This window comes from Collinsella aerofaciens (assembly GCF_002736145.1).
Classification (GTDB): Bacteria; Actinomycetota; Coriobacteriia; order Coriobacteriales; family Coriobacteriaceae; genus Collinsella; species Collinsella aerofaciens_A.
Window position 1 is genome coordinate 937,309 of the sequence record NZ_CP024160.1, and the last position, 21,287, is coordinate 958,595.

The window sequence follows — 21,287 nt, forward strand, 5'->3', positions numbered from 1 at the left end:
TTTGGATAGTATTTTTAAAGCCCTTCCAAGGCGAAACTGAAGCCTTTTTCGCGCCCAAAACTCTAGTTCACGCGACCGTTTTCCACCCGCGCGACTACATTTCCGCCCAATTGATAAAAATCTCCTCACGAAGCCGCCGTTCGAGCTCCTGCTGCCGCGGTGTCTTGTCTTTCAGCGGCACATCGAGATAGGACATGATGAGCTCCATCACCACGCGGAAGGCATCGGAGTCGGCCAGCTGACCATAGGTCATCAAAACGACGGGATATCCCATGGCTTGCAGCGCCGTCGTTCGATCGGAGTCCGAGATCTTGGATTCTATGGATCCGTGAATGGCTTTACCTTGGCATTCAACCAGGCACTCTCGGCTGCCGTCCTTATTTGCCAGCAGAATATCCGCATAGCGCCTATCAAGCCCCGAAATCAGGCGAGCACTGCGCGTCATGCGAATCTCAACGTTATTGGTAAGGCGCAGCCCTTCGCCGCCGCGCAACCTCGTAAGGCCAAACAGCATCGAAGCCTGGACCTCGAGCGGCGATGCCGCCACCCCCGTAATGCATTTCGCGGCACGCGTGAACGATTTAGCGCCGCAGAGCCCCCGGATCTTATTGACGTACTCTGCAAGCTCAGAGAGCTCAATCAAGGGAGGTCGTTTCCACAAGTCCGTTGGATTCCCCGAGGCATCCTTTACGTTTTCCCAGCCCAACCGTGCGTCACCCCACCGGCCCCCATATGCCTGCACAAGTGCCGACTTTACCTGAGGCGCAATCTTGCACACGGCAAAGGTGCCGCACATCTCATACATGCACATAATCAGACGCTCGTTTGAGACCGAGGAAGCCAGGGACAGCAGGGTAAAGAGTGGGGACGCGACATCGAGGCCAAACTCTGTCTGCCGCACGGAATCAAACGGCCTCTCCCCGTTCCAAACATGCCTGACAATGCGATCGCCCTTACGCCCGCAGCCGCCCTGCGCCAACACGTGTAACGGGGTGCCCAGGAAATGCTTGACGAGCGGGTGCTCACAAAGATGCTCCCTGCGCGGATCGTCTACAGAATCGGGCAGGTCCGGCATTATCGCCAAGACCTGTGGAGGTATCCGGTGATACCGAAAGGCAGATATGTCGCACAGCATGTCATCCATAAAGGCTACGTACCCACCGCGCCGTTTGTGAACCCGCTCGGACGGCAAACGCGCTGGCTCGGCCTGCGAACGGTAAATACTGCTGCGCGCACGTCACGAATCTCTCGGGAGGCTTACAATCGGTTTGGAAAGCAGACTGATTGTGAGGTTGCATATGGTTGATGAGGACTTTGCCTGGCGGCTTGCGCAGGAGCTTGTGCGGATTGACAGCTCAGACCCGGGCGCGTATGAGGATGAAATTGAGCGGTATATCAAAGCGCTGGTTGAGGAACGGCTGGCACGGTTGAACCACCCGACACTCGATGCCATACGGGTTGAGGAGCTTGAGGTGCTCCCCGGACGCCGCAACCTTATGATCACCGTGCCCGGTTTGAGCGACGAGCCACGGCTCGTCTACATCTGCCACATGGATACCGTTACCTTGGGCAATGGCTGGGACGCGGACATCGCACCGCTTGGGGCGGTTGTGCGCAACGACAAACTCTATGGCCGCGGTGCCTGCGACATGAAGGGCGGCCTGGCTTGCGCCATTACCGCGCTTGCCCACACACTCGAGCGCGTGGCGGCGGATGGCGCGCTGCCACGCCGCGGCTTTTCGCTCATCTGCTCGGTCGACGAGGAAGACTTCATGCGCGGCTCAGAAGCCGCGATCGATGCTGGCTGGGTCGGCTCGCGCGAATGGGTGCTGGACACCGAACCCACCGACGGACAGATCCAGGTGGCGCACAAGGGGCGTACGTGGTTCGAGATTGAAATGGCCGGCATCACGGCTCATGCAAGCCAGCCTTGGAAGGGCGCAGACGCCGTCGCCGCCATGGCCGAGGTCGTGTGTTCGCTCCGTCGCGCGTTTGCGGCGCTGCCCGCGCACGATAAGCTGGGGCCATCGACCATCACGTTTGGCCAAATCGAGGGCGGATATCGCCCCTATGTCGTGCCCGACCGCGCCAAAGTCTGGGTCGACATGCGTCTGACCCCGCCGACCGATACGGCCGCCGCGACGCGCATGGTAGAGCAGGCCATCGCCGTCGCCGAAGCCGCCGTTCCCGGTTGCCATGGCAGCTACACCGTGACGGGCGACCGCCCCGCCATCGAGCGCGACCCGAGCTCTCCCCTTCTAGCAGCGCTCAAGCGTGCCGCCGATGGCGTGACGGACGCGGACACGACCGTCGGCTTCTTTACCGGCTACACCGATACCGCCGTCATTGCCGGCAAGACAGGCAACCGCAATTGTATGAGCTACGGCCCCGGCTCGTTGGCGCTCGCACACAAGCCCGACGAGTATGTGCCCCATGCCGATATCGTTCGCTGCCAAAACGTGCTCATCGCGCTCGCCGATAACGTGCTCTGGGACGCGAATGGACAAGTTGGGGCATAATAAGCCGCGAACAAACCGACTCGCGCGTTAGGACCGCCCATGAAAGCACTTCCGTTTCCCTGCATCCGCCCGGCTCAGGACCGTGTGCTCGAGGCGCTGCCTGCGATGGGCGGTATCCTGAGCGGCAACGACGCCCTGCGCGGAGCCCTTGCCGATGGCCTGATGCTCAAGGACCCGGGTGCGGCGTATTACGTGTACGAATGCTCGGGCGAGCCGGGACGCGTGACGGGTGTCGTGGCGATCTGCCCGACGAGTGTACTTGCGGGCGACAAGGGCGATGTCAGCGCTGACGTGGCCGCCGCTGCGCTCGCGATCGCCGAGCTCAAGGTGCAGCCGCGCCCCGTGTCGCTCGCCTACGAGGCCTCGCCCGTCATGGATATCATCCTGGGCGCCGCCAAAGAGGGCGCGTCGCTCTACGCCGTCACCGACCCCGCGGGCATTACGCACCGCGCGTGGGAGGTCAAGCGCGAGGACGCCGTCGGGGCCATCCGCGCTATGCTCGACCAAGCACCGGAGCCGGCACTGGCCGACGACCCCGCCTACGCCGCCGCTCTGACCGGGGCGTCGCAGCTGCTGGCCGATGAGGCCCGTGCTGCCGGAACGTACACCGGCAAGGAGCCGTTCAACTTTACCGTTGCCGTGCTCTTCCCCGCCGCGCAGGTCAGCGGCGCCGCGCCGCAGGTTCCGACGGGTCTGCTCACGCACCAGGTCGCACGGTTCTAGCAAGACTAAAGCGCCCGGCACAAAAATCGGCAGCTCAACAAACAGGGGGCGGAGATGCAGCAGGTACATGCATCTCCGCCCCTTTTGCGTCGAGAAGTTATGCCGGCGACCCGTGCCGCCACGCTCGCGTTATCCCCGCTGCGGGCCTGCTGCCGCCACAAGTGGTTCAAGCCCCAGCTCGCGCGCGTAATCCTCCTGCGTAAAGACTTCGACCAGCTCAAACGTGTCGGATTCGTCGTCAAACGCAAAGTGCAGCACCGAGCAGTTGCCCGGCACGCGCTCGTGCTCGTCGGCCGCCGCTCCCCTCACGTGATCCAAAAACTCCTTGATGGCCGATCCGTGGCTCACCGCAAGGACGCACTCGTGGTCCGGGCGCCGCATGAGTTCGGTCAGCGTCGCCACCATGCGCTCGCGCACCTGGATCTGGCCCTCGCCGCCAAATTGACGATAGAAATCGCGCCACGGGCGCTCGGGCATAAGCATCACGCGCTCGGCCTCAAAGTCGCCAAAGAACCACTCGCGCAGACCGTCCAGGCGCTCGTACGCCAAGCCCGGCCACAAGTTGGCGATAGTCTGCTCGGTGCGATGAAGCGTGGAGGTGTAGGCATGATCGGGCTCAATGCCGCGCGCACGTAAAAACATGCCGGCGCGCGCCGCCTGGTCGCAACCCAACTGCGTAAGCGGCGAGTCACTCCAGCCCTGAATAATGCGCTTAAGGTTGAATATCGTCTGTCCATGACGGACCAGATACAGATCTTTATTCATAGGGGTCCTTTCGTTCGTTACCAACCCAAGAGCGAAAACGCCCCGTCGCAATAGCCAAAATGAAGCACGGCACCGTTGTCGGGTAGCTCTCCCCCGCCAGTCACATACTCAAGAAACTCCTGGCAGGCTGAGCCGTGGGAAACCGCCAGCACGCAGTCGTGCTGCGGCCTGGCCATGATGCGGGACAGCGCCGCGACCATGCGCGACTGAAGCTGCACTTCCGACTCACCGCCAAAGGCCACCGGATAATCGCCCCAGGGCTGCGGCGGCATCTCGCGATTTGATGTGCCCTCCAGCGAGCCAAAATGCCACTCACGCAGGTCATCGACCAGCTCAATGGAACGGCCCTCGCCAACGATAAGCTCGGCCGTATGCCGCGCCCGGCCCAACGGCGAGGAATACACATGATCAAAGGCCACGCCACGCGCCGCAAACGCCGTACGCGCCGTCAGCGCCTGCTCGCGCCCGCGCGCCGTAAGCGGCGAATCGTGCCAGCCCTGCAAAATGCTCTGCACATTGAGCTCAGTCTGCCCATGCCGCACCAAATACAGATCCGCCACACGCCCTCCCCTCGTACCACCACAAAGGGGACAGGAGCCTTTGTGGTGATTTTGCCGCCGGATTGCACCGCAACGACGCACAACTACAGCAGCACGTCGGCAAGCGGACGCTTGGGTACGTGGTGCACCCGCGCCTCGTCGCGCCAATAATTGATGGAGCCGTCGGGGTTGGAATCGATCGCATCGATCACCTGCGTCTCGGCCGGAACGCCAAACGCCATGATCAGCTTGAGCTCATACTTGTCGTTATCGAGCCCCATGGCATCGATCGCGTGGGGCGTAAAGGCCTTGAACATGCAGGCTGCCACCTCGGGCGTGGCGCTGCGGGCGGCGAGCATCATCGTCTGTGCGGCAATGCCCGTGTCGACCTCGGTAATGGGAGCGGCGGGCTTGCCCGGAACGGCGCGCTCGGCAAGAATCGCGATGTAGCCGGTCGGGCGCTCACCCTCGGCAGGACCCGGCCAGTCCTTAAGTGCGCCGGCCCATGCGAGCTCGTCAAATACACGCGCGCAATCCTCGGCACCGCTCACCACATGAAAACGAAGACGCTGAGCATTGGCACCACACGGGGTCAGGCGCGCCAGCTCCGCCAGCTCAAGCAAAAACTCGCGTGGCACGCGCATGGACTCGTCAAAGCGACGGCACGTGCGGGAGCGGCGAACCAACGCATCAAACGCGTCCAAGCCGAGCTTTTCGCAACCCTGCTTTGCCATCGACTCGGCGCTTACCGGCGCCGCGGGAACTGTTTCGTTCATAGGGACCCCCAATTTCGGGCAATTGTTCTTAGGAGAATCTAACCTAAAACGTAGGCAATAACGAACAGGGCTGCAATGTTCTACACCTGTTGAATAGAAAATCGCGACGTGGGGAACAACGGAAACAATTCGGGGCCTTTGGGTTACGTTTCGCCCTCCCCGACCCATACGCCAGCGCCTTTAGGCGATACTAGTTGTAACGATCAAGGCTTACGCCGCACGGAAAGGAGACATTATGGGCATCTTTAAGAACGATGACCAAAAATCGAGCCAGTTTGGATTTGACGAGAAAAGCATGGCGGGCAAAGCCGTCAAGGCCGTACGCTGGATCTACGCCATCACGGGCGTCCTAGCGCTCATTGCTGGTATCGCGCTGCTTTTTGCACCCGCCAAGTCCCTCGTCTTTTTGACGACCGTCCTGGGCTTCTACTTTGTGATTACGGCAGCCATCAGGCTGTTCACTGCCATTTTTGAGCCGCTGCTGCCCACCGGCTGGCGCGTGACGAGCATCATCTCCAACCTACTCATTATCTTGGGCGGCGTCATAATCCTGCGCAACCAGGCCTTCTCGACCGCGACGCTTACCACGATGGTGGTTATCGTGGCCGGCTTTGGCTGGATTGTCGAAGGTGTCATGTCCATTCTGGAGTCCGAGCTTTCGTCCAACCGTGCCCTCGCCATCCTGAGCGGCGTACTCTCCATCATCGCCGGCATGTTCGTGTTTATCTATCCGCTGTGGTCGGCCAAGATGCTCGTCATCTTTAGCGGCGCCGCGCTGCTGGTGTTTGGCGTAACGCTGATTGTTCGCGCTATTCAATTTGGCAAACTGGTGCACTAGATGCCGCGAACGCTCTTTATTGATGCCGACGCCTGCCCGGTCACGCGCGAGTCGATTGACTGCGCGCGGCGGGCGGGCGTCGCCGTTGTTATCGCCGGCAACAGCACGCAAAACCTGGAACGACGCATTCGCCGCGACGACCCGCGCGATGCCGAGCACGCGCGACGCGGCTTTTGGGTTACGACGCTCGACGTGAGTGTGGGCGCCGATAGCGCCGACTTTGCCATTGTCGAACGCCTGCAGGCGGGCGACGTGGTCGTGACGCAGGACATTGGCTTGGCGAGCATGGTGCTCGGGCGCGATGCCGCCGCCATCGGTGTGCGCGGGCGCGTCTACGACAAAGCGACCATCGACATGCAGCTGTTTATTCGCCACGAGGAAAAGAAGGTGCGCCGCGCCGGCGGACGCACTTGCGGACCGGCGCCATTTACCAGCGAAGACCGCATCCGCTTTAAACGCAACCTCACCGAGCTGCTACGCTAACCAAGGTAGATTTTTGGGACATGCCTAAAAATCTACCTTTTTGTTTTGGCGATTGACGCGCATCCAATGCCCAAGTCATGGCGGTAGATTTTACGGCATGCCCCAGTTTTTACGGCATATCCCAATAATCTACTTAGAGACCAACGGCGGAAAGGATGAGACCCCAGCCCGCGCCGATAACGTACATCATAATCAGGAACACGACGTTTTCGCGGGCGCTGCGGTTGGTGCGGAACAGGACCAGGTAGCCCACCCCGGCGGAAATGAGCGTGCCGGCGAGCATCGGCGCCAGCTGTAGCACGCCCTCCAGGTACAGCTGCGTAATGACCACGCTCGCCGAGCAGTTGGGGATCAGGCCGACAAGCGCCGAGCCCAGGACCGCAAGCGTCTCGTTGCCGCGCAGGAACTGCTCGATTGCGGACTCGCCGAACGTCTCGAGCACGGCGACCAGGACCAGCGTCACCAGGAAAATAAAAACCGAAACCTGCACAGTGTGCGAGATCGCACTGCGGATAATCGACAGAACGGGCGCGCCCTCGTGGGAGTGGTCGTGGCTGTGGCCGTGGTGGTGCTCATGCTCGCCCGTGTGACCGTGATCATGGCTGTGTCCGTGGTCGCGCTCATGTTCATCTTCATCATCATCGCAACCGCAATGGTCGCGCTCGCATAACTCGTGGATGTGGTCGGCGCTCACGCCCGCCTCGGCCACCTCGTCGATGATGTCACCGCCAGTGTGGTCGTCGTGCGCGCAGTTCACGTGGGCCGGGTTGGCCGCGGTTCCCAGCACGGTACGGCGAATCGCCGCATGCGCGCGGGCGTTACGACGCAGGCCGCGAATGGCGGCGTCCACGATAAAGCCCGTAACCAACGCAATCAGTGCCTTCGAAGCCAAAAGCATCACCATGGTTTGCACGGGCACCTGCTCGGCGAGCAACAGCGGCAGCATCTCGTCGGAGGTCGAAAGGAACACCGCAACCAGCGTGCCCAGCGTCACGACGCGGCCGGCGTACAGCGTTGCTGCCATGGCCGAAAAGCCGCACTGCGGCACCATGCCCAGCAACGAGCCAACCACGGGGCCCGCGGCACCGGCGCGCTTGATGGCGCCGTTAACGCTGTCGCCCGCGACGTGCTCCAGGGTCTCGAGGGCCAGATACGTCACCAACAAAAACGGCACCAGTGACAGCGTGTCCTTGCCGGCGTCGAGCAGAATATCAATCAACAAATCCATGACGGATGGAACCTTTCGTGTCTTTCGGCAGCATTGTAAAAGTCCTAGCGGTCAACTAGGGTATTGTAGTTGTCCCGGGCGCGGTGCCAATAGTTGCCCATGGTAAACTATCATCTCGCCACAACTCAGTAACCCCGAGCCGCGCGACGCGGCCCGTCCAAGGAGCAGCCTATGAACGTTTCGCAAGCACTCGAATACGAACGCCAACCGTTTATCCCCATGTTTATCTATGGCGATCACGGTGCCATGGAGTCCGAGCGCCAGAAGGGCGAAGAGGCCCTCAAGGTGCTCGAGACCGAGTATTTTACTGCCGAGGACGACCCCGGCTTCGACTTTGCCACCGTGCGCGACCTGGCCGACCGCAACCGCGACCTTTGCGACCAGATTGGCGAGGCACGCCTGCGCAACGTGACGCCCGCGACGCTCTCGCGCGGCCTGTCCGACGCCGACACCTGCGCCGCCATCGGCAAAATGCAAAAGCGCACCGCCGCGTCCGTTATGCGCGAGATCCGCGGTGACCGCGACGCGCTCGGCGTGGCCTACGCCCGCAAGCCCATCCAGGGCACCGTGCTCGGTATCGACATCGAGACCACCGGCCGTGCACCCGAACGCGGTTATATCATCAACGTCGGCTGGGAGATCATGGAACTCACCAGCGACGCCATCCCGCACGACGCCGAGGCGCACTACTGTGGCCTGCCCGACATCTACCGCGGCGAAGATGTGCCGCTGTCGAATATCCACCACATTACCTGGGACGACATCGACGGCAAAACGCCCTTCCGCGAGAACAAGGAGCTGCAAAAGCAGCTGCTCAAGCTTATGAAGAAGTACCCGTACATGGCGCATAACGCCGCCTTTGAGGACAGCTGGTTCAAGATTCACCTGGACGGTTACGCCGAGGCACGCCGCGCGGGTAAGATCATCGTCATCGACTCGCGCCAGATCTGCCGCAGCCTGGATGCCGACGTCCGCTCGCTCCCCCGCGAGTCCGCCCCCGCCGCACTCGAGAACTGGGCACGCCGTCGCGGCACCCTCGCGCCCGACGCCAACGAGCAGCATCTGGGTCTGGACGACACCGACCTCATGCTCCGCACGGTACAGGCCGAGTTCAACCTCAAGAACCTATTCGCGAAATAACCGATCCATCTGCGGGAGCGCCTGCCAGGCACAGTGCAATCCGTCTGGACGCACCGGCACGCAGTAAACTAGGGCGCAGTCTTATGGCTGCACCCTAGTTTTCATCAAAACGAGCAAATACGCGTGCTTCACATAGTCGGCAGGTTGGCCCACCTACTTTTTTCGAGTTGTTCGGCCAGCTAAACCACTAGTCGAGGCCCCTTGAACCGCAATCGAGCGCTATAGTCGCCCCAATTTCGCAACCAAGCCCCATAAATCTACCTGAATCAATTCGAATAGGACGTTGCGATCGCACCATTCGTATAGGATAAGGCCGAATAACTCAAATTATGTTGGTGAGGCATCTGAGCGGTCGGCAAAAACGCTTAGAAGCTACGAATCCGCAACTAAAGTTCACCAAAATGGGGCAGCCGACAGAAACCTCCCCAGCCGAAGCTGCCCCCCTCAATACGACAGCTCAAAAACCCACCGTTCGCAGAAGATAAGCCGCGCCCCAATACCGTTGCCCGAAGTTTCGGGCGTATATGGCGTCCGCTATGCCATCATGCGCGTATGGGAATCGTTCTGTCACATACCACGGCACGCGCTGTATACCAAACAGTCAACTCGCTCGCAAGCTACGCGACCGATCCCATACCTATGGAAAAGATCAAGGTGTCTGCGCCAACCACGTCCGACCTGGAAGCGGCGCGAGCATGGCTCAACAGAAAGAATGTCGATTCTGAAAGCATCCATGTGCTGACGTTTTCCAATAATGCCAAAAGGCACCGCAAGGGCTGCATCTGCCACTGCACGCGCTATACGTTTGATGCAGAAAGCTACCTAGAACTCGAGCCGAACGTCTACATCGTCGATATCAAGCTGTGCGCGTTAGAAGCAGCAGCCGACCTCAACCTTTCGGAGCTCGTTGAGTATTACTTTGAAATCTGCGGCTCCTACGCGCTTGGAACGTCCGACGAAACTCAATATCGCGAGCGCCCAGCCCTAACCAGCGTTGAAGAGCTCAGAGCCTTCTTTTCAGAGGCATCGGGGTATCGTGGATCTAATAAAGCACTTAAGGCACTTTCTTATGTACGCGAAGGCTGTCGCTCCCCACTCGAAACGGCGTTTGTCATGATGCTGACAATGCCCAAGTCAATGGGTGGCTTAGCCATACGCGCTATCAAAACGGACTATCCGATCCCAGTCCCCAAAAGATACGCCGCCCTAACGCGACGGACGGTTTTCTACCTCGACGCGCTGCTCGAAAATTCGATGACCGATATCGAATACAACGGCTTTTACCACGACGAGCCCGAACAGCAATCAATTGACGAGGAACGCCGAAACACGCTGCGAAACATGGGATATGCCGTTATCACAGTTAGTCGTCATTCATTTTTCAAGCAGTCCGCTTTTAGGCGGGTCATGGAAGCGATTCGCATTCGCGAGAAGATATGGCCCGGTCGACTCCCGGATAACTTCGCCATCCTGCAAGAAACTCTTCGTCAATTTGTCTTGCGGCGCTACTTCGAATACGGTCGCCGCGTCCTGGAGGCACTCAAAGAAGAAGAGGCCGCCAAGCGCGAAATTGCAAGCCAATATCCGCAAGCTGATGACCCGAGCATCAACGATGTGCCAGAACCCGACGACATGCAACACGTCGGGGCCCTTGCTGAGGAAATCAATGGGCCTTGGGAATGCGACATGTTCGCAAAAATCGATGAAAACCGCACGGAAGACGACACGATTATTGATCTAATTGAGAATTCGCTCTTCTAAAGGCGATCTCTGCGGATGTCCACCTACATTTTTCGACTTATTCGGCCACCGATGTGCCAGATTGGCTGCAGCAATGCTCAATATAACTTTAGATAAAACTGATTCTGCAGGAACTCCCGTAGAGGAAGAACTGATTCTCGCGGTATTTAACACGATAAAGTACAAATATGAACAGTTCTAATGCTTCTCAAGGTGGCTTTCTTAGCATGCTGGCCGAACATCTCGAAATATGTTGGCGAGCATTGCGTCGATGTCTCCCAACCCGCAGAAAATCGCAGAGGCGGCAAGCAGTCATCGAAATTATCGCAAATTGTATTGACATATGAACATGCGCTCATATAATCGGAAGTAAGTTATATGAGCGCATGTTCATATGAAAGGATATTGCAATGAGCAGCCACGCTGATGAAACAAAGACTGGCATCGAGGCCACCGAGCCGATCGTCCCCACCACCTGCTCGCCCGAGGACCTTCCCGACGAGGAGCTTCTCTACGACCTTGCCGACCTGTTCAAGGTCTTCAGCGACACCACGCGCATCAAGATTCTCTATGCCCTCATGGGTCGCGAGCTCTGCGTGGCTGACATCGCCGAAGCGACCGCGACCTCGCAGTCTGCGGTGTCGCACCAGCTGCGCACGCTTAAGCAGTCGCACCTGGTCAAGTTCCGCCGCGACGGCCGCAACATTCTCTACTCGCTCGCCGACGATCATGTCTATACCATGCTCAACCAGGGCATGAGCCATATCTGCGAATAGTAATCACCCACGGTATCAGCGCGGCCGGCACCCAGACCGCTAGCACAGGGAAAGGAACCCACCATGAAAAAGCAGTTTAAGCTCGACGAGATCGATTGCGCCAACTGCGCGCGTGAACTTCAGGACGAGCTGGCTAAGCTCGAGGGCGTCAAGTCCGTTTCGGTCAACTTTATGACCCAGAAGCTGACGCTCGAGGCCGACGACGCCAAGTTCGACGAGGTCCTGGACCGCGTCGTTGAGTTCACCGCCGACGCCGAGCCGGACTGCGAGATCATTCTCTAACCCGCGCATACGTTGACCTGCGAGGCCGCGCTTGCCGCGGCCTTTGCTCGCGAAATTATATGAGCGAGTGTTCATACACTCAAATGAGAGGTTTGAATCATGACAGCCGCCGATCCCAAAAAGAAAAAGAAGAAGCGCAAGAAGAAAGAGTCCCTTGAGCATAAGCGCAACCGCATCTTGGTAGCACTGGGCATTTTTGCCGTGGTGTACGCCCTCGATGAGCTCGGCACCCTCACCGCCGCATTCGGCACCCCGGGCGACATCTACGCCAGCTTTGTGCTGTTCCTCGTGCCGTTTTTGATTGCCGGCTACGACGTACTGCAAAAGGCATTCAATAACATCCGCCGCGGCAAGGCCTTCGACGAGAGCTTCCTCATGGCCGTCGCGACCATCGGCGCGTTTGCCATGGTGCTCTTCCCCGATACCGACCCGCACATGGCCGAAGGCGCCGCCGTCATGCTGTTCTACCAGGTCGGCGAGCTGTTCCAGACATACGCCGTGGGCAAGAGCCGCAAGTCGATCAGTGCCATGATGGACATCGCGCCCGACTACGCTAACGTCGAGCAGCCCGACGGCACGCTCGAGCAAGTCTTCCCCGATGACATCGCCGTCGGCACCGTCATCGTCGTCAAGCCCGGCGAGCGCGTGCCTATCGACGGCGTCATCGTCGAGGGCGAAACCCAGCTCGACACCGCCGCGCTCACGGGCGAGTCAGTTCCCCGCCCCGCCAAGTCCGGCGACGATATCATCAGCGGCTGCATCAACATGACGGGCCTCATCCACGTGCGCACCACCAAGCCCTTTGGCGAGTCCACCGTCGCGCGCGTCCTGGAACTCGTGGAGAATGCCAGCGAGAAGAAGGCGCGCACCGAGAACTTCATCACGCGCTTTGCCCGCGTCTACACGCCCGCCGTCACCGGCGCGGCCGCGGTGCTCGCACTTGGCGGCGGCCTGATCACCGGTGCCTGGTCCGACTGGATTCTGCGCGGTCTGACCTTCCTGGTCGTCAGCTGCCCGTGCGCCCTCGTGATCAGCGTACCGTTGAGCTTCTTTGGCGGCATCGGCGGCGCGTCCAAGCTGGGCGTTCTCATCAAGGGTTCCAACTACCTCGAGACGCTCGCCGATGTGGACACCGTCGTCTTCGACAAGACGGGCACCCTCACCAACGGCATGTTCTCGGTCGTCGCGGTGCACCCCGAGGCAGGCTATACCGAGCAGTCGCTGCTCGAGGTCGCGGCCCTTGCGGAGTCGTTCTCCGACCATCCCATCGCGCAGTCCGTGCGTTTCGCCTACCAGGGCGAGGTCGACTCCAAGCGCGTTAGCGACTCCGCCAACGACGCGGGCCACGGCGTGACGGCAACCATCGACGGTAAGCACGTCGCCGTTGGCAATGCAAAGATGCTCGCCGCGGCCGGAGCCAAAGCGCCCGATTGCGAGATCGTCGGAACGATTCTGCATGTGCTCGTTGACGGCACCTATGCCGGCCACATCGTAATTGCCGACACCGTCAAGGTCGATGCGGAGCAAACGATTCGCGACCTGCACGCCGCCGGCGTCAAGTGCACCGTCATGCTCACGGGCGACCGCGAGGAGGTTGCGGCGTCTGTGGCCAAGCAACTCGGTCTCGACGAGTTCCACGCGCAGCTCCTGCCGGGCGACAAGGTCGAGCGCGTTGAGGCGCTGCTCGCGGCCGAAAGTGGCAAGGGCAAGCTCGCCTTTGTCGGCGACGGTATCAACGACGCACCCGTGCTTACCCGCGCAGACGTTGGCATCGCCATGGGCGCTATGGGCTCGGACGCCGCAATCGAGGCGGCGGACGTCGTGCTGATGGACGACAAGCCGTCCAACATCTCCCGCGCGATCCGCGTGGCGCGCAAGACCATGTCGATTGTTTGGCAGAACATCATCTTTGCGCTGGGCATTAAGTTGCTGATTCTGGTGCTTGCGGCACTGGGCATCGCCAACATGTGGCTTGCCGTGTTCGGCGACGTAGGCGTGGCGATCATCGCCATCCTGAACGCCATGCGCGCGATGGGTGTCAAGAACCTGTAGCGCCTGTGGTCCCTCCGGCCGGGGCCGGGCTTGGTTTTGAAAACGTCCTCGACCAATGAAGCGCCCCCGTTCTGCTCCTTCGGAGCTACGAACGGGGGCGCTTCTGGTCTGCGGAATGTTTTCAAAACCAAGCCCGGCCCCGGCCTGCGGTAACGTTGCTGGTGGTTCTTGGGCATCGCTTGCTGGCGGGGTTCCTTATCTGAGTTGGGCTTAGCTGATGGGACCACTAGTCCCAATCGCTGTCCCGCGCCTTTGGCGCGGGAGGCGCGCCGCTGCGGAAGTGCTAGTCGGTCATTGTTGGCGCCGAAGCACCATCCCGTCCCAACATCGACCTTAGCTTCTCAAAGCTTTCCTCGCTCAGGCAATGCTCCATGTGGCAGCCCTCTTGCGACGCGACCTCAGCCGAAACACCCGCATCCTCCAGCAGCCCCACGAAAAAGCAGTGACGCTCCCACATTTGACGAGCGACCTCCAGACCACGCTCCGTCAGATGAACGTCGCGCTTGCCCATTTCGACATAGCCGTTGCTCTCCAAGGTCGCCATGGCCTTGGAAACGCTCGCCTTGGTTACGCCGAGGTACTCCGCAACGTCGATCGAGCGCACGATGCCCTGACGTTCCGATAGGACGTAGATCGATTCGAGATAGTCTTCTCCGGATTCACGTAGGGCCATGGGCCGCCTTTCGCGATGATTGCTAGTTAGCCTTTGGATACTTTCCACGGCTTACTTTACCGCAAAAGTTGCCCATGTCTTACTGCATTGACCAAAAAGTTAGCCGCGTTTCACAAAACACGCGGGGCAAGCAAGGCGACACGGCACGCAGCGCGCAAGGAGTGTCCCTAGCTGCCGGCAGATAAGGAACGTCCCCAAGTGCCGGGTCGTAGCTACACGAGGCCAAAGTGCTTCGCGGCGTTGTAGATGCCATCGTCGTCCACGGCTGTCGTCACATAGGTCGCTGCAGCTTTCACCGTGTCCTGCGCATTACCCATGGCCACGCTTGTGCCCACGGCAGAAAACATTGACAGGTCGTTCTCACCGTCGCCAAAGGCGATCGCCTCGCTCGCGTCGATGCCCAGCCGCTCCAGCGTCGCCGCCACGCCCAGGTCCTTGCCGCCGTTGGCAGGGATAATGTCACAGAACAAATCACACCAGCGCGTGGTGAGTGAATGCGACACCGCATCGGTCACGATATGCTCGTCGGCCGGGTCCACAAAGGCGCAGAACTGGTAGACCGGCGCGTCAAAGGCGTGCTCAAACGGCTCCTCGTGGTAGACAATCCCCGCGTTGCTCCCGGCCGTCACCACGCGCTCGGACAGGCGGTTCACAAACGAGTTCTCGCCCTGCATACACAGCGAGTCATAGCGCCCCTGCGCCACCTGGTCCACAATCGCCGCGACGTCGTCCGAATCGATCGGGCAGCTGCGGTAAACGCCCTTGGCATCAAAACAGTGCTGACCCGAAAGCGTGATGTACGCATCCCAACCAAGATCGAACAGCCAATCGGGCATCTGATAGGTCGGACGGCCCGTGGCGATCACGCACGCGATCCCCTGCTCGCGAAAACTGTCGAGCACCTGCTGCGCCGACGCCGGAATCCGATGGGTCTTAAAGCTCAGCAACGTGCCGTCGATATCGAAAAACGCGGCCTTGATCATCCTCGCCTACTCCTCGCCCTCGAGCTTCTCGCTCGCCTCGAGCCACGCCATCTCCAACTCGTCCATGGCGGCGTGGGCCTCGTCGATCTTTGCCTGCTGCTCGCCCAGCGCCGTGTAGTTGGTGGGGTCGACCTGAGCCATCGCGGCCTCGGCCTCCTCCACGCGGGCGCGCTGCGTCTCCATTTTGCGCTCGAGCGAGCTCACCTCGCGGCGAAGCTTCTGGCGTTCGGCGTTGGAAAGGCCATTGGGCTGGCCGCTCGACTTGGGCTTTTCGGCCGCAGCCGCCGCGGCACCGGTGTCAAACGTGCCGGTCTTGGCGCTCGGCGCACCCACGGGCTCGCCCTCGGCGGTAGCGTTGCACAGGCGCAGGTACTGGTCCACACCGCCGGGCATATGCGTCAGATGGCCATCGAGCAGTGCCCACTGCTGGTCGGTCACGCGCTCCATGAGGAAACGGTCGTGCGTCACCAGGATCAGCGTGCCCGGCCAGCCGTCGAGCAGGTCCTCGACAATCGCCAGCATGTCGGTATCCAGGTCGTTGCCGGGCTCGTCCAGGATGAGCACGTTGGGCTCGTCCAGGATCGTCAGCAGCAGCGACAGGCGACGGCGCTGGCCGCCCGAAAGATCGCCGATGCGACTCCAGAGCTGCTGCGTCGTAAAGCCCAGACGCTCGCAGAGCTTCTCGGGCGAAGTCTCCTTGCCGTCGATGACGTAGTACTTCTTATAGTGGCTGAGCACCTCGCGGATCGTGTCGCCCATGTAGGGCTCGAGCTCCTCGAGCTGCTGCGACAGCACGCCAAAGCGCACCGTCTGGCCGATCTTCACGCGACCGCGCAGGGGCGCGATCTTGCCCTGGATCACGTCGAGCAGTGTGGACTTGCCGGCGCCGTTCTCGCCCAAAAGACCATAGCGATCGCCCGCACCAATGAGCCAGGTCACATCGGTGAGCACCTGTTTGGACGCGCCATCGGCATCCGCATAGCCGGCGTCCACGTCGACCACATCGATAACCTGCTTGCCCAGGCGGCTCACGGCCAGGCGCTTGAGCTCCAGCTCGTCGCGCACGGGCGGCACGTCGGCGATCAGCTCGCGAGCGGCATCCACGCGAAACTTGGGCTTAGTGGAACGGGCCTGGGCGCCGCGGCTCAGCCACGCGAGCTCCTTGCGCGCCATGTTGCGGCGGCGCTCCTCGGTGACGGCGGCCATGCGGTCGCGCTCCACGCGCTGCAGGATGTATGCCGAGTAGCCGCCCTCGAAGGGATCGACCTGGCCGTCGTGGACCTCCCACATGCTGGTGCAGACCTCGTCCAAGAACCAGCGGTCGTGCGTGACCACGAGCATGGCGCCCTGACCGCGCTGCCAACGAGCCTTAAGATGGCGTGCAAGCCAGTTGATGGTACGCATGTCCAGGTGGTTGGTAGGCTCGTCGAGCATGAGCACGTCGTAGTCGCCGATCAGCAGGCGCGCGAGGTCCACGCGACGGCGCTGGCCACCCGAAAGCTCGCCCACTGTGCCTTCCCAGGGCACATCGCTGATGAGGCCGGCCAGGATCTGTCGCGTACGCGGGCTCGAGGCCCACTCGTATTCGGGCGTGTCACCCACGACGGCATGGTGCACGGTGTCGGTGTCGACAAGCTGGTCCTTTTGGCCGAGCAGGCCGATCGTGGTGCCGCGGCGATGCGTCACGCGGCCGTCATCGGGCTCCAGCGTGCCGGCGAGCACGCTCAGCAGCGTCGACTTGCCGTCGCCGTTTTTACCGACAATACCAATGCGGTCACCCTCGCCCACGCCGAGCGTCACGCTATCGAAAATATGCTTGGTGGGAAACTCTAGGCTGATGGAATCGCATCCCAAAAGAATCGCCATATGCCCTGCTCCTTCGTAGAAATTCAACGTTGTCCATGATAGCAGCGAGCCCCACCCCAAACCACCACGAAGGTGCCTGTCCCCTTTGTGGTGGTCGTTTCGGTCACAGAGCAAAAAGGCGGACCATCCCCCGCAAGAGATGACCCGCCTCTCCAATCAGTCCCGCGGCAACCGTGGCCGCCGCAGGCCTCAAGCATGTCCCGGACTAGGAGAACATGCCGGTGAGGTAATCGTTCAGCCGCTTATCCTTGGGCCGTTGGAAAATCTCGTCGGTCTCGTCGTACTCGACCATATCGCCCATGTAGAAGAACGCCGTGCGGTTGGATACGCGCGACGCCTGCTCCATGTTGTGCGTCACGATGACGATGGCGCGCTCGGCAACGATCGACGACATCAGGTCCTCGATCGCCAGCGTCGAGATGGGGTCGAGCGCCGAGCAGGGCTCGTCGAACAGAATCACGTCGGGGTTGAGCGCGAGCGTGCGCGCGATGCACAAACGCTGCTGCTGGCCGCCCGAAAGCGCGTAGGCGCTCTTGTCCAGCTTGTCCTTGACCTCGTCCCACAGCGCGGCACCACGCAAGCTCTCCTCGACCATGCGGTCGAGCTCGTCGCGGTCGGTGATGCCGTGACGCTTGGGCGCAAACGTGATGTTGTCGCGAATGGACTTGCGAAACGGATTGGGCTGCTGGAACACCATGCCAATGGAACGACGCAGCTCGTAGGTGTTCTCGGTCTTGGTGTTCACGTTGCGGCCGCGGTAGTTGATCTCGCCCTCCACGCGGCAGCCGCGAATCTCGCGATTCATCAGGTTGAGGCTACGCAAGAAGGTCGACTTGCCGCAGCCCGAAGGCCCGATGAGCGCCGTGATCTCACCCTTGTGGAAGTCGAGCGACGTGTTGTGCAGCGCATGGTGGTCGCCATAGTACACGTTGACGTCCTTGGTGGAGAGCACGACCTCGTCGCTCACGGCCTTGCCGCTCACGCGCACGCGCCTCTCGCTCTCCCCCACGCTCGACAAAAAGTCCTGGGTGTCGGACGTGGCCGCCTCGGTTGCGGGCGTTGCATTCATATCGCTCATTCGGCCGTCATCTTCCTTGCCAGTTGCTTGCCCACGATACGGGCGACTACGTTAAACAGCAGCACGCAGGTCATCAGCAGTGCGGCGGTGCCCCAAACGATCTGCTGGGCCTCGGGGCTGCCCTCGCCATAGATCTTGTAGATGTGCACGGCGAGCGACTCACCGGGACGGAACACGTTCCAGGCGCAAGTGGGGCTCGACAGGTTAAAGCTCAAGAAGTTCAGACGCACCGGCGAGCTCATGCCCGAGGTAAAGAGTAGCGCCGCGGCCTCGCCAAACACGCGGCCGGCCGAAAGCACGATGCCGGTCACGATGGCGGGCATGGCCTCGGGGATTAGGATGTGCAGCGTGGCCTCCCAGCGGGTGAGGCCCATGGCTAGGCACGCATCGCGCTGGGCCTGCGGCACGTCCTCGAGCGCCTGCTGAATCACGCGCACCAGGATGGGGATGTTGAACATGGTGAGCGCGACGGCGCCGGAGATGATGGAGTACTTCCAGCCCAGCTGCACCGAGAACACCAGAAAGCCGAACATGCCGACGACGATGGAAGGCAGCGAGGACAGCGTCTCGATGGCGGTGGAGGCGATGTCGCGGATGGGACCGTCGGGTGCGTACTCAACCAAAAAGACCGCGCCGCCCAGACTGATGGGCACCGAGATGATCAAGGTGATCAGCAGCAGATAGAACGAGTCGAACAGCTGGTAGAGCACGCCGCCCTGCGTTCCGTTGGCGCGTGCGGGTTGCGTGAGAAAGCCCGGCTGGAACAGCGTCGAGATGCCCTCGAACAGGATGTAGGCCACCATGGAGACGACGATGAGCATGACGATGGCGACAATCACCGTCAGCACGCCTGTGGCGATGCGGTCCTGCTTTTGGACACGCCCGAGTCTCGCCTCGTCAATATGGATGCGCGTGCTAGCCACGAGCCTTCGCCCCCTTGCGGCCGATAAGGTGGATGATCAGGATGAAGATGAGGCTCATGCCCATCAGCAGCAGACCGAGCGCCCACAGGACGTCGTCTTGAGCCGAGCCCTCGGCATAGACCGCCATAGATGTGGTGAGCGTAGTGGTGATGGTGGACGCCGGCGACAGCAGCGACGTCGGCATGGCCTCGATACCGCCGATAACCATGCGCACGGCGAGCGTCTCGCCAAAGGCGCGGGTCATGCCAAGGATGACCGCGGTCATGAGCGAGGGCATGGCGGACTTCAGCACCACGTGCCAGATGGTCTGCCAGCGGGTGTAGCCCAGCGCGAGCGAACCCTGACGGTAGCTGTCGGGCACGGCGCGCAGACCATCGACCGAAAGCGTGGTCATCGTCGGCAGAATCATGACGGCCAGCACGATGGCGCCGGGCAAGATGCCCAGACCCGTGCTCGCATGGAAAACGCTCTTCATAAGGCCGACGACTACGTGAAAGCCAATCAGGCCAAAAACGACCGAGGGAATACCGGTCAAAAGCTCAATGAGCGGCTGAAAGACCTTGGAGCCAAACTTAGGCTGGATCTCAACCGCAAAGATGGCAGAGCCGATGGCGATGGGCAGCGCGATGAGCGTGGAGAGCACCATGACCGCAAACGAGGTGACGATCAGGGGCAGGGCGCCAGTGTAGGGCAGGCCGTTTTCGGCCGTGTTGGCCAGGTCCCACTTGGTACCGGTAAAAAACTCGACGATCGAGACGCCGTCCTTGAGAAAAGCCGAGAGGCCCTTTTGGGCGACCATAAAGATGAGCGCGGCAACGACAAGCGTCACGAGCGCTACGCACGCACCCGTGACGCCCAGGCCCACGTTCTCAAGCTCGCGCTTTGGCAGCTGTTTTGCCATTGCAAACCTTTCCGGGGGCGATTACTTATTTAGCGGAGACCTTGCCACTGGCGTCCTTGACGACCTTCATGGCAGAGACGGGAATAAAGCCCTGCTCCTCGACGAGCTTGCCCTGGACGTCGTCGGAAAGCATGAACTCCAGGAAGGCCTTGGTGGCCTCGTCGGCGTCCTTAGCGCAGTACATGTGCTCGGTCGCCCAGATCTTGAAGGAGTCGTCAGTGACGTTTGCGCTCTTGGGCTCCACGCCCTCGACCTTGATGGCATTGAACTTGGAGTTGTCGAAGTGCGAGAAGTCGAGGTAGGAGATGGCGTTGTCGGTGCTGCCCATCTGAGTCTGGACATCGCCGGACTTGTCGAGCTCGGCGTCGCCCTTAAAGTCGACGGCCTCGTCGCCAAAGACGGCGGCCTCGAAGGTGGCGCGGGTGCCGGAGCCGGCCTTGCGGTTGAGGACAACGATCTTGGCGTCGTCGCCGCCGACCTCCTTCCAGTTGGTGATCTGGCCGGAGAAGATGCCCTTGAGCTGCTCGAGGGACAGGTCGTCGACCGTCACGTTCTTGGAGACGACGGGACCCATGCCCACGACGGCGACCTCGTGGTCGACGAGGTTCTTGACCTGATCGGCCTCGAGCTTGGTCTCGGCGAAGACGTCGGAGTTGCCGATGGTGACGGTGCCGGCGGCGACAGCGGTCAGGCCCTTGCCCGAACCGTTACCCGAACCAGAGACGGAGACGTCCGGGTTGGCATCCATGAACTTCTCGGCAGCGGCCTCGACGAGAGCCTGGAACGAGGAGGCGCCGTCGTAGGTCACCTCACCGGAGACGGACTCGGCAGCAGCAGCGCTACCCTTGTCGGCGGCGTCGGATGCGCCGGAGCCGCCGCAACCAACGAGACCGAGACCGACGATGCTGGCAAGACCGCCAGCGAGGCCGAGGAACTGACGACGAGAATAAGTCTGATCGAGCATGATCTTCCTTTCATACATGCGACTCGCGGGCACCCTGC

21 protein-coding genes are annotated in these 21,287 nt (G+C 61.1%); 9 read left to right on the plus strand and 12 right to left on the minus strand.

Going from position 1 to position 21,287, the window contains the following annotated elements; all coding sequences use genetic code 11:
* Positions 1-94: 94 nt before the first annotated feature.
* Positions 95-1,075, minus strand: coding sequence for a hypothetical protein (locus tag CSV91_RS04130; RefSeq protein WP_147579379.1), 981 nt, complete (start codon positions 1,073-1,075; stop codon positions 95-97).
* Positions 1,076-1,286: 211 nt separating this feature from the next.
* Between CSV91_RS04130 and CSV91_RS04135 the strand changes: the two genes are divergently transcribed.
* On the plus strand, positions 1,287-2,519 hold the full coding sequence (locus CSV91_RS04135) for a M20 family metallopeptidase (protein WP_232049556.1): 1,233 nt from the start codon (positions 1,287-1,289) through the stop codon (positions 2,517-2,519).
* Positions 2,520-2,558: 39 nt separating this feature from the next.
* On the plus strand, positions 2,559-3,242 hold the full coding sequence (locus tag CSV91_RS04140) for a DUF1015 family protein (protein WP_099431912.1): 684 nt from the start codon (positions 2,559-2,561) through the stop codon (positions 3,240-3,242).
* 129 nt (positions 3,243-3,371) lie between these two features.
* Here the strand turns inward: CSV91_RS04140 and CSV91_RS04145 are convergent, their stop codons facing one another.
* The 3 genes from CSV91_RS04145 to CSV91_RS04155 all read right to left on the minus strand — a co-directional run bounded on the left by CSV91_RS04145 (position 3,372) and on the right by CSV91_RS04155 (position 5,322).
* Positions 3,372-4,007, minus strand: a complete 636-nt coding sequence (locus tag CSV91_RS04145) for a histidine phosphatase family protein (protein WP_099431913.1) — start codon at positions 4,005-4,007, stop codon at positions 3,372-3,374.
* Positions 4,008-4,024: 17 nt separating this feature from the next.
* A complete protein-coding gene (locus CSV91_RS04150; RefSeq protein WP_055252053.1) occupies positions 4,025-4,567 on the minus strand; it encodes a histidine phosphatase family protein in 543 nt (180 codons plus the stop codon).
* 83 nt (positions 4,568-4,650) lie between these two features.
* Positions 4,651-5,322: a nitroreductase family protein gene (locus CSV91_RS04155; protein WP_157757988.1), complete on the minus strand. Its 672-nt coding sequence runs from the start codon at positions 5,320-5,322 to the stop codon at positions 4,651-4,653.
* Positions 5,323-5,557: 235 nt separating this feature from the next.
* On the opposite strand from CSV91_RS04155, the gene CSV91_RS04160 reads away from it, so the two are divergent.
* Positions 5,558-6,160 (plus strand): HdeD family acid-resistance protein, encoded by a 603-nt coding sequence (locus CSV91_RS04160; protein WP_099431915.1) that lies wholly within the window; start codon positions 5,558-5,560, stop codon positions 6,158-6,160.
* Positions 6,161-6,643, plus strand: a complete 483-nt coding sequence (locus tag CSV91_RS04165; RefSeq protein WP_099431916.1) for a YaiI/YqxD family protein — start codon at positions 6,161-6,163, stop codon at positions 6,641-6,643.
* Positions 6,644-6,776: 133 nt separating this feature from the next.
* Here CSV91_RS04165 and CSV91_RS04170 read toward each other — a convergent pair whose 3' ends face one another.
* Positions 6,777-7,871, minus strand: coding sequence for a putative manganese transporter (locus CSV91_RS04170; protein ID WP_099431917.1), 1,095 nt, complete (start codon positions 7,869-7,871; stop codon positions 6,777-6,779).
* Positions 7,872-8,042: 171 nt separating this feature from the next.
* Between CSV91_RS04170 and CSV91_RS04175 the strand changes: the two genes are divergently transcribed.
* The 5 genes from CSV91_RS04175 (at position 8,043) to CSV91_RS04195 (ending at position 13,861) form a co-directional block, all read left to right on the plus strand.
* A complete protein-coding gene (locus CSV91_RS04175; protein ID WP_099431918.1) occupies positions 8,043-9,011 on the plus strand; it encodes a 3'-5' exonuclease in 969 nt (322 codons plus the stop codon).
* A 639-nt stretch (positions 9,012-9,650) separates the two neighbouring features.
* Entirely contained in the window at positions 9,651-10,772 is a 1,122-nt protein-coding gene (locus CSV91_RS04180; protein WP_099431919.1) for a hypothetical protein, read from the plus strand.
* Between the two features lie 389 nt (positions 10,773-11,161).
* Positions 11,162-11,527, plus strand: a complete 366-nt coding sequence (locus CSV91_RS04185) for an ArsR/SmtB family transcription factor (protein WP_055252065.1) — start codon at positions 11,162-11,164, stop codon at positions 11,525-11,527.
* 63 nt (positions 11,528-11,590) lie between these two features.
* Positions 11,591-11,809, plus strand: a complete 219-nt coding sequence (locus CSV91_RS04190) for a cation transporter (protein ID WP_089572082.1) — start codon at positions 11,591-11,593, stop codon at positions 11,807-11,809.
* A 99-nt stretch (positions 11,810-11,908) separates the two neighbouring features.
* Complete coding sequence (locus CSV91_RS04195) at positions 11,909-13,861, plus strand: heavy metal translocating P-type ATPase (RefSeq protein WP_172622448.1); 1,953 nt, start codon at positions 11,909-11,911, stop codon at positions 13,859-13,861.
* 283 nt (positions 13,862-14,144) lie between these two features.
* Here the strand turns inward: CSV91_RS04195 and CSV91_RS04200 are convergent, their stop codons facing one another.
* The 7 genes from CSV91_RS04200 to CSV91_RS04230 form a co-directional block, all read right to left on the minus strand.
* Positions 14,145-14,534 (minus strand): metal-dependent transcriptional regulator, encoded by a 390-nt coding sequence (locus CSV91_RS04200; RefSeq protein WP_099431920.1) that lies wholly within the window; start codon positions 14,532-14,534, stop codon positions 14,145-14,147.
* Positions 14,535-14,746: 212 nt separating this feature from the next.
* Positions 14,747-15,517 carry a Cof-type HAD-IIB family hydrolase gene (locus tag CSV91_RS04205; protein WP_099431921.1) on the minus strand — a complete coding sequence of 257 codons (771 nt, stop codon included), beginning with the start codon at positions 15,515-15,517 and terminating at the stop codon, positions 14,747-14,749.
* Between the two features lie 6 nt (positions 15,518-15,523).
* Positions 15,524-17,383 (minus strand): ABC-F family ATP-binding cassette domain-containing protein, encoded by a 1,860-nt coding sequence (locus tag CSV91_RS04210; RefSeq protein ID WP_099431922.1) that lies wholly within the window; start codon positions 17,381-17,383, stop codon positions 15,524-15,526.
* A 205-nt stretch (positions 17,384-17,588) separates the two neighbouring features.
* Complete coding sequence (pstB, locus tag CSV91_RS04215; protein WP_172622449.1) at positions 17,589-18,461, minus strand: phosphate ABC transporter ATP-binding protein PstB; 873 nt, start codon at positions 18,459-18,461, stop codon at positions 17,589-17,591.
* A complete protein-coding gene (gene pstA / locus CSV91_RS04220) occupies positions 18,458-19,384 on the minus strand; it encodes a phosphate ABC transporter permease PstA (protein WP_099431923.1) in 927 nt (308 codons plus the stop codon). Before pstA ends, pstB begins: the two co-directional genes overlap by 4 nt.
* Positions 19,377-20,285, minus strand: coding sequence for a phosphate ABC transporter permease subunit PstC (gene pstC / locus CSV91_RS04225; protein ID WP_099431924.1), 909 nt, complete (start codon positions 20,283-20,285; stop codon positions 19,377-19,379). The genes pstA and pstC overlap by 8 nt, the downstream gene beginning before the upstream one ends.
* Before the next feature lie 25 nt (positions 20,286-20,310).
* Positions 20,311-21,249 carry a phosphate ABC transporter substrate-binding protein gene (locus CSV91_RS04230; protein ID WP_099431925.1) on the minus strand — a complete coding sequence of 313 codons (939 nt, stop codon included), beginning with the start codon at positions 21,247-21,249 and terminating at the stop codon, positions 20,311-20,313.
* Positions 21,250-21,287 lie beyond the last annotated feature (38 nt).

Excerpts from the sequence above, each read along its gene's own strand:
- CSV91_RS04130 (WP_147579379.1), bottom strand. The coding sequence starts at position 1,075 with ATGCCGGACCTGCCCGATTCTGTAGACGATCCGCGCAGGGAGCATCTT.
- CSV91_RS04140 (WP_099431912.1), top strand. The coding sequence starts at position 2,559 with ATGAAAGCACTTCCGTTTCCCTGCATCCGCCCGGCTCAGGACCGTGTG.
- CSV91_RS04145 (WP_099431913.1), bottom strand. The coding sequence starts at position 4,007 with ATGAATAAAGATCTGTATCTGGTCCGTCATGGACAGACGATATTCAAC.
- CSV91_RS04155 (WP_157757988.1), bottom strand. The coding sequence starts at position 5,322 with ATGAACGAAACAGTTCCCGCGGCGCCGGTAAGCGCCGAGTCGATGGCA.
- CSV91_RS04160 (WP_099431915.1), top strand. The coding sequence starts at position 5,558 with ATGGGCATCTTTAAGAACGATGACCAAAAATCGAGCCAGTTTGGATTT.
- CSV91_RS04165 (WP_099431916.1), top strand. The coding sequence starts at position 6,161 with ATGCCGCGAACGCTCTTTATTGATGCCGACGCCTGCCCGGTCACGCGC.
- CSV91_RS04170 (WP_099431917.1), bottom strand. The coding sequence starts at position 7,871 with ATGGATTTGTTGATTGATATTCTGCTCGACGCCGGCAAGGACACGCTG.
- CSV91_RS04175 (WP_099431918.1), top strand. The coding sequence starts at position 8,043 with ATGAACGTTTCGCAAGCACTCGAATACGAACGCCAACCGTTTATCCCC.
- CSV91_RS04180 (WP_099431919.1), top strand. The coding sequence starts at position 9,651 with ATGGAAAAGATCAAGGTGTCTGCGCCAACCACGTCCGACCTGGAAGCG.
- CSV91_RS04185 (WP_055252065.1), top strand. The coding sequence starts at position 11,162 with ATGAGCAGCCACGCTGATGAAACAAAGACTGGCATCGAGGCCACCGAG.
- CSV91_RS04190 (WP_089572082.1), top strand. The coding sequence starts at position 11,591 with ATGAAAAAGCAGTTTAAGCTCGACGAGATCGATTGCGCCAACTGCGCG.
- CSV91_RS04195 (WP_172622448.1), top strand. The coding sequence starts at position 11,909 with ATGACAGCCGCCGATCCCAAAAAGAAAAAGAAGAAGCGCAAGAAGAAA.
- CSV91_RS04200 (WP_099431920.1), bottom strand. The coding sequence starts at position 14,534 with ATGGCCCTACGTGAATCCGGAGAAGACTATCTCGAATCGATCTACGTC.
- CSV91_RS04205 (WP_099431921.1), bottom strand. The coding sequence starts at position 15,517 with ATGATCAAGGCCGCGTTTTTCGATATCGACGGCACGTTGCTGAGCTTT.
- CSV91_RS04210 (WP_099431922.1), bottom strand. The coding sequence starts at position 17,383 with ATGGCGATTCTTTTGGGATGCGATTCCATCAGCCTAGAGTTTCCCACC.
- pstB (WP_172622449.1), bottom strand. The coding sequence starts at position 18,461 with ATGAGCGATATGAATGCAACGCCCGCAACCGAGGCGGCCACGTCCGAC.
- pstC (WP_099431924.1), bottom strand. The coding sequence starts at position 20,285 with ATGGCAAAACAGCTGCCAAAGCGCGAGCTTGAGAACGTGGGCCTGGGC.
- CSV91_RS04230 (WP_099431925.1), bottom strand. The coding sequence starts at position 21,249 with ATGCTCGATCAGACTTATTCTCGTCGTCAGTTCCTCGGCCTCGCTGGC.